The organism is Streptomyces sp. NBC_01016 (assembly GCF_026341035.1).
Lineage (GTDB): Bacteria > Actinomycetota > Actinomycetes > Streptomycetales > Streptomycetaceae > Streptomyces.
Window position 1 is genome coordinate 1127618 of the sequence record NZ_JAPEOQ010000001.1, and the last position, 14405, is coordinate 1142022.

General features: G+C 69.8%; 14 protein-coding genes. 5 read left to right on the forward strand and 9 right to left on the reverse strand.

The window, feature by feature from the left end; translation table 11 throughout:
* Positions 1 to 12: 12 nt before the first annotated feature.
* On the reverse strand, positions 13 to 1350 hold the full coding sequence (locus OG746_RS05275; protein ID WP_266712022.1) for an MATE family efflux transporter: 1338 nt from the start codon (positions 1348 to 1350) through the stop codon (positions 13 to 15).
* A 459-nt stretch (positions 1351 to 1809) separates the two neighbouring features.
* Between OG746_RS05275 and dnaB the strand changes: the two genes are divergently transcribed.
* Both dnaB and OG746_RS05285 read left to right on the forward strand, forming a co-directional pair.
* Positions 1810 to 3288, forward strand: a complete 1479-nt coding sequence (dnaB, locus tag OG746_RS05280; protein WP_266712024.1) for a replicative DNA helicase — start codon at positions 1810 to 1812, stop codon at positions 3286 to 3288.
* Positions 3289 to 3388: 100 nt separating this feature from the next.
* On the forward strand, positions 3389 to 4771 hold the full coding sequence (locus tag OG746_RS05285) for a serine hydrolase domain-containing protein (protein ID WP_266712026.1): 1383 nt from the start codon (positions 3389 to 3391) through the stop codon (positions 4769 to 4771).
* A gap of 88 nt (positions 4772 to 4859) precedes the next feature.
* Here the strand turns inward: OG746_RS05285 and OG746_RS05290 are convergent, their stop codons facing one another.
* Together OG746_RS05290 and OG746_RS05295 are read right to left on the reverse strand one after the other, a co-directional pair.
* On the reverse strand, positions 4860 to 5312 hold the full coding sequence (locus OG746_RS05290; RefSeq protein WP_266712028.1) for a GNAT family N-acetyltransferase: 453 nt from the start codon (positions 5310 to 5312) through the stop codon (positions 4860 to 4862).
* Positions 5313 to 5358: 46 nt separating this feature from the next.
* Entirely contained in the window at positions 5359 to 5817 is a 459-nt protein-coding gene (locus OG746_RS05295; RefSeq protein ID WP_266712030.1) for a MarR family winged helix-turn-helix transcriptional regulator, read from the reverse strand.
* Positions 5818 to 5959: 142 nt separating this feature from the next.
* On the opposite strand from OG746_RS05295, the gene OG746_RS05300 reads away from it, so the two are divergent.
* Complete coding sequence (locus OG746_RS05300) at positions 5960 to 7165, forward strand: MFS transporter (RefSeq protein WP_266712032.1); 1206 nt, start codon at positions 5960 to 5962, stop codon at positions 7163 to 7165.
* A gap of 80 nt (positions 7166 to 7245) precedes the next feature.
* Complete coding sequence (locus tag OG746_RS05305; protein WP_266712034.1) at positions 7246 to 7665, forward strand: GlcG/HbpS family heme-binding protein; 420 nt, start codon at positions 7246 to 7248, stop codon at positions 7663 to 7665.
* A gap of 67 nt (positions 7666 to 7732) precedes the next feature.
* On the opposite strand, the gene OG746_RS05310 is transcribed toward OG746_RS05305, so the two are convergent.
* Positions 7733 to 8617, reverse strand: coding sequence for a GNAT family N-acetyltransferase (locus OG746_RS05310; protein ID WP_266712036.1), 885 nt, complete (start codon positions 8615 to 8617; stop codon positions 7733 to 7735).
* Between the two features lie 577 nt (positions 8618 to 9194).
* Here OG746_RS05310 and OG746_RS05315 point away from each other — a divergent pair.
* Positions 9195 to 10571, forward strand: coding sequence for a globin domain-containing protein (locus OG746_RS05315; RefSeq protein WP_266712038.1), 1377 nt, complete (start codon positions 9195 to 9197; stop codon positions 10569 to 10571).
* A 75-nt stretch (positions 10572 to 10646) separates the two neighbouring features.
* Here the strand turns inward: OG746_RS05315 and OG746_RS05320 are convergent, their stop codons facing one another.
* The 5 genes from OG746_RS05320 to OG746_RS05340 all read right to left on the reverse strand — a co-directional run bounded on the left by OG746_RS05320 (position 10647) and on the right by OG746_RS05340 (position 14362).
* Positions 10647 to 11129 carry an NUDIX domain-containing protein gene (locus tag OG746_RS05320; RefSeq protein WP_266712040.1) on the reverse strand — a complete coding sequence of 161 codons (483 nt, stop codon included), beginning with the start codon at positions 11127 to 11129 and terminating at the stop codon, positions 10647 to 10649.
* Positions 11130 to 11188: 59 nt separating this feature from the next.
* Positions 11189 to 12094: a LysR family transcriptional regulator gene (locus tag OG746_RS05325; protein WP_266712042.1), complete on the reverse strand. Its 906-nt coding sequence runs from the start codon at positions 12092 to 12094 to the stop codon at positions 11189 to 11191.
* Between the two features lie 199 nt (positions 12095 to 12293).
* Complete coding sequence (locus OG746_RS05330; protein WP_266712044.1) at positions 12294 to 13478, reverse strand: cystathionine gamma-lyase; 1185 nt, start codon at positions 13476 to 13478, stop codon at positions 12294 to 12296.
* On the reverse strand, positions 13475 to 13969 hold the full coding sequence (locus OG746_RS05335; protein WP_266712046.1) for a low molecular weight protein-tyrosine-phosphatase: 495 nt from the start codon (positions 13967 to 13969) through the stop codon (positions 13475 to 13477). Before OG746_RS05335 ends, OG746_RS05330 begins: the two co-directional genes overlap by 4 nt.
* A 12-nt stretch (positions 13970 to 13981) precedes the next feature.
* A complete protein-coding gene (locus OG746_RS05340) occupies positions 13982 to 14362 on the reverse strand; it encodes a phage holin family protein (protein WP_266712048.1) in 381 nt (126 codons plus the stop codon).
* Positions 14363 to 14405 lie beyond the last annotated feature (43 nt).

Sequence of the window (14405 nt, forward strand, 5' to 3'; positions counted from 1 at the left end):
GCCCGTTTCGAGTCAGCGCGTCGCGCCCGTCACGGCCCAGCGTCCTGAGCGGTAGCGGATCCAGAGCGTGATCATGCGCACCGTCATCATCAGCGCCATCGCGCCCCATACGGCGGTGAGACCACCGCCGAGGACGGGGACCAGTAGCGCCACTGGCGTGAAGATGGCGAAGGTGACCAGCATGGCCCAGGCCAGATACGGACCGTCGCCCGCGCCCATGAGGACACCGTCCAGGACATAGACGATCCCGCAAATGGGCTGGGAAAGGGCCACGACGATGAGGGCGGGCAGCGCGACGTCCTGCACGAGCTGATCGCTCGTGAACAGCGGGACGAACAGAGGTCTGGCGGCGACGATCAGTACGCCAAGGACGACTCCCGCGGCGATCCCCCACTCCACCATCCGGCGGCAGACGGCCCGTGCGCCCGGAGCGTCGTCCGCTCCGAGGTAGCGGCCGATGATCGCCTGGCCGGCGATGGCGATGGCGTCGAGAGCGAAGGCCGTCAGACTCCACAGCGACAGGATGATCTGGTGCGCGGCCACATCGGCGTCACCGAGCCGGGCCGCGACGGCCGTCGCGATCATCAGGATCGCCCGGAGCGAGATCGTACGGACCAGGAGCGGCGCGCCTGCCTGGGCGCAGGCCTTGATGCCGGCGGCATCTGGACGCAGCGAAGCTCCATGGCGGCGGGCGCCGCGGATCACGACGACGAGATAGACGGCGGCCATGCCGACCTGGGCGATGACGGTGCCCCAGGCCGAACCCGCGATGCCCAGTCCGGCACCGTAGACGAGCGCGACGTTCAGCCCGGCATTGGCGACGAAGCCGGCGACCGCCACATAGAGAGGGGTCTTGGTGTTCTGCAGCCCGCGCAGCACACCGGTGGCGGCGAGGACGATGAGCATCGGGGGAATGCCGAGCGAGGAAATGCGCAGGTAGGTGATCGCGTAGGGCGTCGCCGTGTCGGAAGCGCCGAAGAGCTCGACCAGCCCCGGGGCCGTGGGCAGGGCGACCGCGACCACCACGGCTCCGAGGAACAGGGCGAGCCAGATGCCGTCCATGCCCTGCTGGATGGCGGACTTCAGATCGCCGGAGCCGACGCGGCGGGCAACCGCCGCGGTGGTCGCGTAGGCGAGGAAGACGAAGATGCTGACCGCGGTCTGCAGCAGGGCCGAGGCGACGGCAAGTCCGGCGAGCTGTGAGGTGCCGAGATGGCCGACGATGGCGCTGTCGGCCATGAGGAAAAGAGGCTCGGCGACGAGTGCGCCAAAGGCGGGAACGGCGAGGGCGACGATCTCTCGGTCGTGCCGGCGTCGGGCGGCCTTGGGTGTCGCGGGAGCCTGTGTCATGGGCACCAATCTAATCTTCCACAGGTAAGAGATGCAACGCGATAATGACCCTTACTTGTGGAGGTCTTCCGCGTGTCGCGCGGCGGGGCCGACGGAGATCTTGGGCCGACTGGGAAAGTTTTTCTTCTGCACAGCCGGTGGACGGGAAAACCGCAGGTCAGAGCCTATGTATGGAATAGCCTGAGGGCTTGTTCACAGGACTGTCCACCGTGTCGTGCACAGGTTTTCCCTGGTTCTCCACAGCGAGGGGCCCGTCATCCACACCGCCTGTGGATAACCAGATTGGCTGACGGTGCAGACAGGCCTACCGTGGTGCGGCGCCCACCGTGTCCCGCGACCTCGGAAACCTCACAAAACCGACGCGTCAGAAGCGGAGTTGGGCCTCTTATTTGTCAGTGTCGTGCCGTAGGAATGAGGGGTACGGCGAGGTCCGCTCGGCGGACGGGAGGAGGCGGCCCGGTGAGTATCTCCGAGCCATTGGACGACCCCTGGGCCGACGACGGTCCCAGCGATCGCCTCCCCGCTTCCCGGCCGTTCCGGGGCGGTGGCCGAGGCCAGGGTGACCAGCACGAGCGGGGCAGCGAGGGCGGTGGTTGGGACGAGGGCCCTGCCACCTTCGAGCGCGTCCCGCCGCAGGACCTGGACGCCGAGCAGTCCGTGCTCGGCGGCATGCTCCTGTCGAAGGACGCGATCGCCGACGTCGTGGAGGTCATCAAGGGGGCCGACTTCTACAAGCCGGCCCACGAAACGATCTTCCAGGCAGTCCTCGACGTCTATGCCAAGGGCGAGCCCGCCGACCCGATCACCATCGCCGCGGAGCTGACCAAGCGCGGCGAGATCAACAAGGTGGGTGGCGCATCGTATCTGCACACCCTCGTGCAGACGGTCCCGACGGCGGCGAACGCCGAGTACTACGCGGAGATCGTCCACGAGCGCGCCGTACTGCGTCGTCTCGTCGAGGCGGGCACGCGGATCACGCAGATGGGATACGCGGGCGACGACGACGTCGACGAGATCGTCAACAGGGCGCAGGCCGAGGTCTACGCGGTCACCGAGCAGCGCACCAGCGAGGACTACCTCCCGCTCGGCGACATCATGGAGGGCGCGCTCGACGAGATCGAGGCGATCGGTTCGCGCAGCGGTGAGATGACCGGTGTGCCGACAGGCTTCACCGACTTCGACTCGCTCACCAACGGTCTGCACCCGGGCCAGATGATCGTCATCGCGGCCCGCCCCGCCATGGGTAAGTCCACGCTGGCACTGGACTTCGCGCGCGCCGCGTCGATCAAGAACAACCTGCCCAGCGTCATCTTCTCCCTCGAAATGGGGCGCAACGAGATCGCGATGCGCCTGCTGTCGGCCGAGGCGCGCGTGGCCCTGCACCACATGCGCTCCGGCACGATGACGGACGAGGACTGGACGCGGCTCGCGCGCCGGATGCCCGAGGTCTCGGCCGCGCCGCTGTACATCGACGACTCCCCGAACCTGTCGATGATGGAGATCCGCGCGAAGTGCCGCCGGCTCAAGCAGCGCAACGACATCAAGCTCGTGATCATCGACTATCTGCAGCTGATGCAGGCCGGTGGCTCGAAGCGCTCCGAGAGCCGTCAGCAGGAGGTATCGGACATGTCCCGAAACCTGAAGCTGCTGGCCAAGGAGCTGGAACTGCCGGTGATCGCGCTCTCCCAGCTGAACCGTGGTCCCGAGCAGCGCACGGACAAGAAGCCGATGGTCTCCGACCTGCGTGAGTCCGGCTCCATCGAGCAGGACGCCGACATGGTCATCCTTCTGCACCGTGAGGACGCGTACGAGAAGGAGTCTCCGCGCGCGGGCGAGGCGGACATCATCGTCGGCAAGCACCGTAATGGTCCGACGGCCACGATCACCGTCGCCTTCCAGGGCCACTACTCGCGCTTCGTGGACATGGCGCAGACCTGATCGGAAGACGGGTAGGGCGAGCACCCCGGCTGCTCTGGAGAAGATCAGCCTCCGGTGAAAACCGCTCGACGTCGGTCGTCGGCCGGGATGGACTGGGCGTATGACGACATCCCCGGAAGAGTTGTTGCCCACCACGCGTCGCGCCCTCCTGCACCGCATCGCCGTAGCCCAGAGCGAGGGGCGGGCGCCCTCACTCGTGGCCGCGGTCGCGCGGGACGGTGAGCTGGTGTGGACCGGGTCGCGTACCTCGGTGGACGGGCACGGGCCGGACGAGCACGTGCAGTACCGGATCGGTTCGATCACCAAGACGTTCACGGCCGTGCTGGTGCTGCGGCTGCGCGACGAAGGGCTGCTCGACCTGGCGGACCCGCTCGAGAAGCATCTGCCCGACACCGGTGCCGGCACGGTCACCATCGCCGAACTGCTCGCCCACACTGGCGGGTTGGCTGCGGAGACTCCGGGGGAATGGTGGGAGCGGAGCCCGGGGAGCCGGCGCCCGACCCTCGCGGACGTCCTCGGCGAGCAGCCCTTCCGGCACCCCGTCGGCCGTCGCCACCACTACTCCAACCCCGGCTATACGCTCCTGGGCGCCCTGGTCGAGGCGGTGCGCGGGGTGTCCTGGGAGGAGGCCCTGCGCGACGAGATCCTCGAACCGCTGGGTCTGACCCGCACCAGCGTCCAACCGCAGCACCCGCACGCCGGGGGCTGGGCCGTGCACCCGTACGCAGATGTGCTGCTTCCGGAGCCGAGTGAGGATCTGGGCCTGATGGCCCCTGCCGGTCAACTGTGGTCCACCACCCGGGACTTGGCCGTCTTCGCGTCCTTCCTCGCAGTCGGAGACGAGCGGGTGCTGAGTGCGGACTCCGTCCGGGAGCTGCGGACCCCCGCGGCGCCGACGCTGCCCGGCAACTGGGAGGCCTCGTACGGGCTCGGCATGCAGGTGGTGCGGGGCGGCGGCCTCACCTTGGCCGGACACACCGGCTCGCTGCCGGGGTTCGTGGCGGGGCTGTGGCTGTGCGAAGAAGAGGGACTCGTGGCGGTCGCTCTCGCCAACTGCACGACGGGGGTGCCCGTGGCGACGCTGGCCGCCGAGCTGTTGGGGATCGTCGCCGAGGCTGAACCGAGGTTGCCCGAGCCGTGGCGACCGCTCCCCGAAGTGAAGGCTTCCGAACTGGAGCTGGTGGGGCCCTGGTACTGGGGGACACAGGCCGTGGTGCTGCGCCTGGCGGCCGACGGTGGAGTGGAGATGGGGCCGGCGGCCGAGGGCGGGCGACGCTCCCGGTTCCGGTCGAACGGGGATGGCACCTGGACCGGGCTCGACGGCTACTACGCGGGGGAGCTGCTCCGGGCCGTCCGGCGGGACGATGGGGCGGTGAGCCACCTCGACCTCGGTTCCTTCGTCTTCACGCGGGAGCCGTACCCGGCGGACGGGCCCGTTCCTGGCGGGGTGGATCCGGAGGGGTGGCGGGGCATTCCGCGGTGATGCGCGGCTCCGTCGGTCGGCTGTTTCACGTGAATCGGCTGTTTCACGTGAAACAGCCGACCGATCGACTCCCCGGCCCCGGCCCCGATCAGAGTTGCAGCTTGAAGCCCAGATGCGAGCCCACGAAGCCGAGCCGCTCGTAGAAGCGGTGGGCATCGGTGCGCGTGGCGTCGGAGGTCAGCTGCACCAACTGGCAGTGCTCGCGCCGGGACTCGTCGACGGCCCACTCGATGAGCTGCGTGCCGAGGCCGCTTCCACGCTCGTCCGCGTGGATGCGGACGGCCTCGATGAGCGAGCGGGTGGAGCCCTTCCGGGAGAGCCCGGGGATGATGCTGAGTTGCAGCGTGCCGACGACGCGGCCCCCGCGCACGGCGACGACGAGGTGCTGATTCGCGTCCGCCGTCAGGCGTGCGTGCGCGGCGAGATACGGCGTGAGGTCCTCCGGTGACTCCCGCTGGGCGCCCAACGGGTCGTCCGCCAGCATGGCGACGATCTCCGGAATGTCCTCGGCCGCGGCCGGCCTGATCTCAAGATCTCCCATGGGCCGCAGCCTATGCGGAGCCTCCCGCCGACTGTGCTCGGCCCGGTCAGGCGACGGCGTGCAGCCCCTCGACCGCCTTGACCAGGGGTGCGAGGTCCGGGTTCTCGGCCGCGGCGTCGAGGGCTTCCCGCAGCGCCGCGGAGTTCGTGGGGCGGGCCTCTTCGAGGAGGGTGAACCCGGCCTCGGAGACGTTCGTGTAGATGCCCCGACGGTCGGTCGGGCACAGGTAGCGGGAGAGCAGGCCGCGCTCCTCGAGCCGCGTGACCAGGCGCGTGGTCGCGCTCTGGCTCAGGACGACGGCGTCGGCCACCTGCTTCATCTGGAGGTGGCCGCCCTCCCCGTCGTGCTGACGGCTGAGGACGTCAAGCAGCGAATACTCGCGCACGCTCAGCCCGTGGTGGGCCTGCAGTGCGCGCTCGATGTGGGACTCGATCTTCCCGTGCAGCAGCGAAAGCGCGCACCAGCCCTGCGAGAGGGCGGTCAGTGCGGGGTCTGTAGCGGTCATGGCTCTTGGTTCCTCCGTCCCGGAGCGGCTCAGCCCAGGGTAGTCGATGTTCGGGGTTGCCCGCGTTTGCAATTAACCAGCGTCTGCAATTATTGTGAGGTCTTGTAAAGCGCACCCGCAACAGTCTGGAAGGGGTCCCTCCATGCCTCTCGCGCTTCTCGCCCTCGCGATCGGGGCGTTCGGTATCGGAACCACGGAATTCGTGATCATGGGATTGCTCCCTGAGGTCGCGGGTGACTTCGGCGTCTCCATCCCCACGGCCGGCTTTCTGGTGACCGGCTACGCGCTCGGTGTGATGTTCGGCGCCCCGCTGATGACCGCCCTGGGCACGCGCATCCCGCGCAAGCGGATGCTGATGCTGCTGCTCGGCTTCTTCATCGTCGGCAACCTGCTGTCCGCCGTCGCGCCCGTCTTCGCCGTCATGCTGATCGGCCGCGTGGTCGCCTCGCTCGCCCACGGCGCGTTCTTCGGCATCGGCTCGGTCGTCGCGGCCGAGCTCGTGGCACCGGAGAAGAAGGCCGGAGCGATCGCCATGATGTTCACGGGCCTGACCGTCGCCAACGTCGTCGGTGTCCCGCTCGGCACTTTCATCGGCCAGACGGTCGGCTGGCGCGTGACGTTCACAGTCGTCGCCGCGCTCGGCGTCATCGGCCTCGCCGGAATCGCCAAGCTCGTGCCCGACCTGCCCAAGCCGGAAGGCGTGCGGCTGCGTCACGAGCTGGCCGCGTTCAAGAACGTGCAGGTCGTCCTCGCCATGGCGATGACCGTGCTCGGCTTCGGCGGCGTCTTCGCGGCCATCACCTACATCGCGCCGATGATGACGCACGTCGCCGGCTTCGCGGACGGCTCCGTCACCTGGCTCATGGTCCTCTTCGGCCTCGGCATGGTCGCCGGCAACCTCGTCGGCGGAAAGTTCGCCGACCGCGCCCTGATGCCCCTGCTGTACGTGTCGCTGGGCGCGCTCGCCCTCGTGCTCGCCCTGTTCACGGTCACCGCGCACAACCAGGTGCTGTCCGCGATCTCCATCGTGCTGATCGGCGCGTTCGGCTTCGCGACCGTGCCGCCGCTGCAGAAGCGCGTCCTCGACCAGGCCTCCGGCGCCCCGACGCTCGCCTCGGCCGTCAACATCGGCGCCTTCAACCTCGGCAACGCGCTCTCCGCCTGGCTCGGCGGCATGGTGATCGCCGCGGGCCTCGGCTACACCTCCCCGAACTGGGTCGGCGCCGTGCTCGCCGCAGGGGCTCTCGTTCTGGCCGTGCTGTCCGCGGCCCTCGAGCGCCGCTCGCCCGCTCCGAGCCTGATCGTCGCGGCCGCCGAGCAGCCGCGCACCGAGCCGGCCCACCACTGACCCCCACCCCGGTCGACGGGGCCGATGACGCCCCCGCCCCACAGCACCTCTCAGCACCACCCCGCAAGGAGCATCACCTCATGAGCACCACCGCTGTCACCCCGCTCAGCACGCAGGACGCCGAGGCCCTGGTCTCCGCCGCTCGCCTCGCCGCCGAGGCGGCCGGAGTCACCGTCAGCGTCACCGTCCTCGACGCGGGCGGGCACCTCCTGGCCTTCCGCCGCGACGACCGCGCCGTCCTCATCTCCGGCGAGACCAGCACGCGCAAGGCGTTCACCGCGCTCCAGCTGAACGCCCCCACCGCCGACCTCGTCGACCTGGTGAAGCCCGAGGGTCCCTTCCACACCCTGCCCACCGCGCTGGACCGGCCGCTGCTGTTCATCGCCGGCGGCCTGCCGGTCCACCGCGACGGCCGGCTCATCGGCGCCATCGGTGTCGGTGGCGGCGCCCCCGAGCAGGACCACGGATTCGCCACCGCGGCCGTGGAGGCCCTCGCGTAGCAGCAGAGCCACACCACACAGCCGCCCCAAGTTGCCGCAGCACAGCGGTACTTGGGGCGGACGTGTATCAGCCCGCGGCCACGGTCAGCGGCGCGAAGCGGCGGGTCCAGTCGCCGGGCAGGCCCGAAGCCCCGTAGTTCATCACCGCGTTGAGGCCGACGGCCTCGAGTCCGCGCTCCTTGAGCCACGCCAGCAGCTCCTCATGGCGCACGTCGATGTCGGTGCGCAGCGGCCGGTCCGTGCCCGCCGCGAGCGAGGCCACGAGGGCCTGCGCCGTCGCGGTGTCGCGGGCGACGAGAGGACCGACGACGTGGGTGTCCTCATTGGGCCAGGCGGCCGCGAAGCCGATGAGCCCGCCACCGGCCCCGCCGGCCCCACTGTCCACCGCCACCCGCAACTGGTCCGCGAAAGCCGGAAGTCGCGTGATCACATGCGTACGGTCCGGGCCGAAGACCTTCGCGTCCAGGCGGAGGATCGCCGGGAGGTCGTTCGCCGTGGCCGCGCGCGTGGTGACATCGGGCAGGGGCCCGCCCGCGGCGAAGCGGCCGCGCACCATCTCGGCCCGCCCCGTGACCTTGAAGCCCAACTCCTCGTAGAGCGGCCGCCCGTACGGCGTCGCATGGAGGGTGAGCGGTGTCGTGCCCGCCCGCTCGACGATGTGGCGCATCAGACGTCTGCCGATGCCCTGCCGTGCGTGTTGCTCGGCGACCAGGACCATGCCGATCGCGCCGAGTTCGGGCCGCTCCCGGGGGCCGTACTCGGTCACTACGCAGGCGCTGACGAGACCGCCGTCGGGGTCATCGATGCCGTAGCCGGTACCGGCGGAGAGCAGCAGCCGCCACTTGTGTTCCTCACGGGGCCAGCCCCGGTTCTCGGACAGGTCGGCGCACGCGAGGACATCGCGCGGGGTGAGACGACGGATGGGCAGGTCGGAGAGGGAAGGTGTCGACACGCAGGTCAGGCTGTCGGACTTCGCCCCGTGGCGTCCACCGCTTTGTGGAGAGTGCCCCGAGGCTTTCGGTCCCGCCGGGAGTTTCACGTGAAACATGGCGCGGGGCTCGGCTCTCGCCCGCGCTCGACGGCGCCGGACGCACGAATTGGCGCGCCGAGACCGGTAATTGAGGAATTTACGAGGCGACCGAGGTTCGCTTAATCCGCAGTTATGCCGGTAGGGGGTTGTCGACTTCGCGGCGGCCGGTATCGTCGGATCCGGATCGCGCCGGGTGGCCGAAGAAGGCCGAGGGGAAGCCCGTGGTGCGCGCAGGCCCACGCAGCCTAACGGGACGGAGAGATCGAAGACCTGCACTTTCCGCTTTGCGTTCTGGGCAATGACACCGGGTGGCATGCTGAGATGAGGGGACTGCGGACAATGTCACACTCTTGCCTTACTTGTCAGTAGCCGTCCGGAATGCAGTGTTCAATGTGGACTGCATTGTTGTCGAGGCGCGGGGGAAAGCCCACAGTTTCCGGGCGTGGAACAGCTCGGGAGTACGTTGACCGACCGAAATATGTTCGAGGCGAGGCACAGCATGGACGCTCCGACCACTACGCCGTCGGCCGGTTCCGGTTCTGACGGTTCGGACGGTGGGGGCGGCTGGTTCACGCCGCGCACGGCCCCGGCCCCGCAGCCGCCCACCACCGGTTCCGGCCAGGAGGCGACGCCGGAGGAGCACCGAATACCGGAGCCGCGTCAGGCGCCGGCCGCTCAGCAGACGCAGCAGCCCGCCCCGCCGCGGGCCGCCGAGACGCCCGGCCCCATGGCCGCCTCCGCGCGCACCGCTCCCACGCATGCCTCCCCCGACGCGATTCTCATCCGCCGGACGATGGAGGAGATCGGCCCCGTCGCGGACAGGGTCACCTCGTACTTCTACGCGCTGCTCTTCGTGCGCCACCCCGAACTGCGCCCGCTCTTCCCCGCGGCGATGGACACCCAGCGCGACCGGATCCTCAAGGCGCTGCTGACCGCCGCCGAGCACATCGACAACAAGGACGTCCTCGTGGCGTACCTGAAGAACCTGGGCCGCGGGCACCGCAAGTACGGCACGCAGGCCGACCACTACCCGGCCGTCGGCGAGTGTCTGATCGCCGCGCTCACCCAGTACGCCACGACCACGTGGAACGCGGAGACCGAGGCCGCCTGGGTCCGCACGTACACGACGATCTCCCAGGTCATGATCGACGCGGCGGCCGAGGACGAGCTGAAGGCGCCGGCCTGGTGGCTGGCCGAGGTCGTCTCGCACGACCTGCGCACCCCCGACGTCGCCGTGGTGACCGTGCGGCCCGATCAGCCCTACCCGTTCCTGGCGGGGCAGTACACGACGCTGGAGACGCCCTGGTGGCCGCGGATCTGGCGGCACTACTCGTTCGCGTCCGCGCCCCGCTCCGACGGGCTGCTCTCGTTCCACGTGAAGGCGGTTCCGGCGGGCTGGGTCTCCAACGCCCTGGTGCATCGGGCCCGCCCCGGCGACGTGCTGCGCCTCGGCCCGCCCGCCGGTTCCATGACCGTCGACCACACCACCGACAGTGGGCTTCTCTGCCTGGGCGGCGGCACCGGCATCGCGCCCATCAAGGCGCTCGTCGAGGACGTGGCCGAGCATGGGCACCAGCGCTCGGTCGAGGTGTTCTACGGCGCCCGCACCAACCATGATCTGTACGACATCGACACGATGCTGCGCCTCTCGCAGAGCCACCCGTGGCTCTCGGTGCGTCCCATCGTCGACCAGCAGGCCCACCTCCAGCTGCCGGACGCGGTACGGGAGTACGGCCCCTGGAACGAGTACGACGCGTATCTCTCCGGGCCGCCCGGCATGATCCGCAGCAGCATCGACACCCTGCGGCGCATCGGTATCCCCGGCAGCCGCATCCGGCACGACTCGGTCGAGGACCTGGTCGCTGCGGCGGACTGAGCCCTCGATGCGCGGCGCCGCCCCCACGCCTCGTAGCGAGGTGCGGCGCCGTCCCACACCTCGTACAGCGGGGCGTCAGCCCAGATCGGGCGCGTGCATCGCCCGTACGCCCTCGATGTTGCCGTCCAGGTAGTGACGCAGCGAGAGCGGCACCAGATGGACCGAGGCGATGCCGACGCGGGTGAACGGCACCCGCACGATCTCGTAGCTGCCGCACGGGTCCTCGACCTCGGGCCCGTGCCGCTCGTCGGTGTCCATCGATTCCAGTCGGCAGACGAAGAAGTGCTGGACCTTCACGCCGGTCGCGCCGCCGTCCTCGCCGATGTGCTCGACGGTGTCCACGAAGCAGGGCACCACGTCGACGATCTTGGCGCCGAGCTCCTCGTGCACCTCGCGATGGAGGGCGTCCACGACGGTCGTGTCCTCCGGCTCGACCCCACCACCGGGAGTCACCCAGTACGGATCGACGCCGGGCTTGGTTCGCTTGATCAGGATCAGGTTGTCGCCATCCAGCAGGACGGCGCGTGCGGTGCGCTTGACCACGGGTCGGACGGTCATGGGAGAAATGTGGCCCGGCTGGTTCCACGTGAAACATCCCGTATCGCTCGGTGCCCCGATCACGACCAGTCGACGGCAGCGCGTAGTAGCCACTCGTGCGCCCGCGCGATGTGCGGCATGGCGAGTGTGCCGGTGCGCACCACCAGGAAATACGTACGCAGCGGCGGCACGGGCGGGTCGAGCAGGGCGACGATTTCCCCGCGCTCCAGGTTCTCCTCGCAGAGATAGCGCGGCAGGACGGCGAGGCCGGCTCCCGCGATCACACAGGCGAGCACCGCGCGCAGATCGGGCACGACGACCGTGGCGGAGACAGCGGGCCGGGAGTCGAAGACTGCGGCCCAGTAGCGGCTGACCAGGGGCAACGACTCGTGCACCTCGACCACCGGGAACTTCTCCAGGGACGGCGCCGCGTCGCGGTGCAGCATGCCGCGGCCGATCCGGGCGGCCAGGCGCGGGGCGGCGGCCAGCACATGCTCCTCGTCGCAGAGCGGAGTCGCCGTGTGCAGGGCGCCGCGCGGACGGGCCGTCGCGATGGCCAGATCGTGATGCCCCGCGGCGAGCCCCTCCAGGGTTTCCTCGGCCGTGCCGAAGCTCGTCCGTAACGCGATGCTCTGCCCGTCGTCCCGGGTCAGGGCCGTCAGTGCAGGTAGGGCGCGCTCCGCGGTGAACTCCGGAGGCCCCGCCAGGTGCAGGGTGCGCACGGCGGACTCCTCGCCGAGCCCTGCCTCGGCGATCTCCACGAGGGCGTCGAGATGCGGAGCCGCCTTGTGGGCCAGCTCGTCGGCGATCGTCGTGGCCGTCACACCGCGCGCCTGGCGCAGGAAGAGCGGGCGCCCCAGCTGCCGCTCCAACGTGCGGATCTGGGAGGTGACCGCCGGCTGGGACAGGCCGAGCAGAGCGGCGGCGCGGGTGAACGAACCGGCGCGATGCACCGTCACAAAGGTGCGCAGCAACGCGAGATCCATCGCGGCACACCTCCCCTTCCCAACCCCAGAGCCGCGCCCAACTATAAATAAGTCGATAGGTCTCTGTCGCTACCGTGATTGGACACTGACACAGAGTCAACTAGCCTTGTTCGCGCGGTTCTTCGCGCGTAAGAACCGGGACGGTCCGAGCCACGAGGGGGGAGGCTCGGACCGTCCGTTGTACGTAGCGCGCGCGGTACTAGGGCCCTTCTGACGGGTCTCGGGCCCCGTCCAGCGCCCGCAGCACGTCCGCCACCAGGTCCTCGGTGTTCTCGGCGCCCGCGGAGAAGCGGATGAAGCCTTCGGTGACGGCATCCCCGCCCCAGCGCCCGCGCCGCTCGGCGGTGGACCGTACGCCGCCGAAGCTCGTCGCGTCGTCCACCAGGGTCAGGGCTTCCAGGAACCGCTCGGCCCGGGCGCGCGAGGGCAGCTCGAAGGCGACCACGCAGCCGAACCGCCGCATCTGCCCTGCGGCGACGTCATGGGACGGATCGCCGGGCAGAGCGGGATGACGCACCGCGGCGACGTCCTCGCGTTCCAGCAGCGCCTGTGCCACGGCCAGCGCGTTGGCGCTCTGCCGCTCGGCGCGCAGCTCGAGCGTGGCGAGGGACCGATGCGCGAGCCAGGCCTCCATCGGCCCGGGAATCGCTCCTACGATCTTGCGCCAGCGCTTCACCGAGGCGATCAACTCGGCGTCGGCGCACGCGACGTAGCCGAGCAGGAGGTCGCCGTGGCCCGTGAGCTGCTTGGTGCCGCTGGCCACCGCGAAGTCCGCGCCGAGCTCCAGCGGGCGCTGCCCGAGCGGCGTCGCGAGCGTGTTGTCCACGGCGACGAGCGCCCCGCGCGCGTGGGCGGCGTCGGCGAGGCGCCGGATGTCGCAGACGTCGAGGCCCGGGTTGGACGGCGTCTCCAGCCACAGCAGGCGTGCCCCGTCGAGCACGTCGAGCTGCGCGTCACCGCCGGTCGGCGCGGTACGCACCTCGATCCCGTACGCCGTGAGCTGCTCGCGGACGAGCGGGAAGACCTGGTAGCCGTCGGCCGGCAGAACCACCGCGTCGCCGGCGCGCAGTTGCGAGAAGAGGACCGCGGAGATCGCGGCCATGCCGGAGGCAAAGGCCAGCGTCTCCACGCCGGAGCGCCCCGGAGCCTCCAACTCGCTGATGGCGCGCTCGAGATGTGTCCACGTCGGGTTCTCGTCGCGGCCGTACGCATAGGGCCCCGACACATCGCCGGGCAGATGGAAGTGTGCGGCGAACACCGGCCCCGGCAGGGTCGGTTCGTTCTTGACCGGCTCGGGCAGACCCGCCCGGACCGCCCGCGTGCCGTCTCCGGGCTCCTGTGCCGAAGGCTCCGTTCCTGGTTCCTGTGCCGAGGGCTCCGTCATGCGACCTGTCCTCCCGCTGCTTCGCGCACGGATACGAGAAGGCCGTCGGAGGCCGCCTCGACGAGCTTCAGGCACTCCTCGAAGCCGCCCAGATCGCCGTAGTACGGATCGGGGACGTCCAGGTCCGAGGGATCGGCTTCGGCGTCGTAGGAACGCAGCAGGCGCACCTTCTCGGCGTCCTCGGGCGTCGACGCCAGGCGGCGCAGGGTGCGCAGATGGCCGTGGTCGAGGGCGACGACCAGGTCGAGGCGGTCGAACCAGTCGCGGTGGAAGCGGCGGGCCGTGTGCTCGGAGTCGTAGCCGTTCTCGGTGAGGACAAGGACGGTGCGCGGGTCGGCGCCGTCGCCCTCGTGCCAGCCGTCCGTGCCCGCGCTGTCGACCTCGACGAGGCCGTCGAGCCCCGCTTCCTCGACGCGGGCGCGGAAGACGTGCTCGGCCATGGGCGAGCGGCAGATGTTGCCGGTGCAGACGAAACAGACGCGGTAGGTCATCCTCGGCCGCTCTCAGTCCTTGCCCTCGGGCAGCACGACGTTCAGCGCCCAGGAGACGATCGACACGATCAGGCCACCGAGGATCGCGGTCCAGAGGCCGTCGACGTGGAAGCTGAGGTCCACTTGATCGGCCAGCCACGAGGTCAGGAGCAGCATCACGGCGTTCACGATCAGCGTGATCAGGCCGAGCGTGAGGACGAACAGCGGGAAGGTCAGGAGCTTTACGATCGGCTTCACGATCACGTTGACCAGGCCGAAGATGAGGGCGACGAGGATCAGCGTGCCGATCTTCTTGCCGGTGCTGTCGCCGGTGAGGGTGATCTTGTCGAGCACCCAGACGGCGACGGCCAGGGCGCCCGCGTTGGCGATCGTCTTGACGAGGAAATTCTTCATGTGTCTGATCGTTGCAGACATGATCGGTGACAGGGGTGGGCGA

What these genes read in the sequence shown, in the direction of transcription:
- OG746_RS05330 (WP_266712044.1), bottom strand. Translation starts at nt 13,478, where the DNA reads ATGACGGAGCCCTCGGCACAGGAACCAGGAACGGAGCCTTCGGCACAG.
- OG746_RS05300 (WP_266712032.1), top strand. Translation starts at nt 5,960, where the DNA reads ATGCCTCTCGCGCTTCTCGCCCTCGCGATCGGGGCGTTCGGTATCGGA.
- OG746_RS05315 (WP_266712038.1), top strand. Translation starts at nt 9,195, where the DNA reads ATGGACGCTCCGACCACTACGCCGTCGGCCGGTTCCGGTTCTGACGGT.
- OG746_RS05325 (WP_266712042.1), bottom strand. Translation starts at nt 12,094, where the DNA reads ATGGATCTCGCGTTGCTGCGCACCTTTGTGACGGTGCATCGCGCCGGT.
- OG746_RS05275 (WP_266712022.1), bottom strand. Translation starts at nt 1,350, where the DNA reads ATGACACAGGCTCCCGCGACACCCAAGGCCGCCCGACGCCGGCACGAC.
- OG746_RS05285 (WP_266712026.1), top strand. Translation starts at nt 3,389, where the DNA reads ATGACGACATCCCCGGAAGAGTTGTTGCCCACCACGCGTCGCGCCCTC.
- OG746_RS05305 (WP_266712034.1), top strand. Translation starts at nt 7,246, where the DNA reads ATGAGCACCACCGCTGTCACCCCGCTCAGCACGCAGGACGCCGAGGCC.
- OG746_RS05340 (WP_266712048.1), bottom strand. Translation starts at nt 14,362, where the DNA reads ATGAAGAATTTCCTCGTCAAGACGATCGCCAACGCGGGCGCCCTGGCC.
- OG746_RS05320 (WP_266712040.1), bottom strand. Translation starts at nt 11,129, where the DNA reads ATGACCGTCCGACCCGTGGTCAAGCGCACCGCACGCGCCGTCCTGCTG.
- OG746_RS05335 (WP_266712046.1), bottom strand. Translation starts at nt 13,969, where the DNA reads ATGACCTACCGCGTCTGTTTCGTCTGCACCGGCAACATCTGCCGCTCG.
- OG746_RS05290 (WP_266712028.1), bottom strand. Translation starts at nt 5,312, where the DNA reads ATGGGAGATCTTGAGATCAGGCCGGCCGCGGCCGAGGACATTCCGGAG.
- OG746_RS05295 (WP_266712030.1), bottom strand. Translation starts at nt 5,817, where the DNA reads ATGACCGCTACAGACCCCGCACTGACCGCCCTCTCGCAGGGCTGGTGC.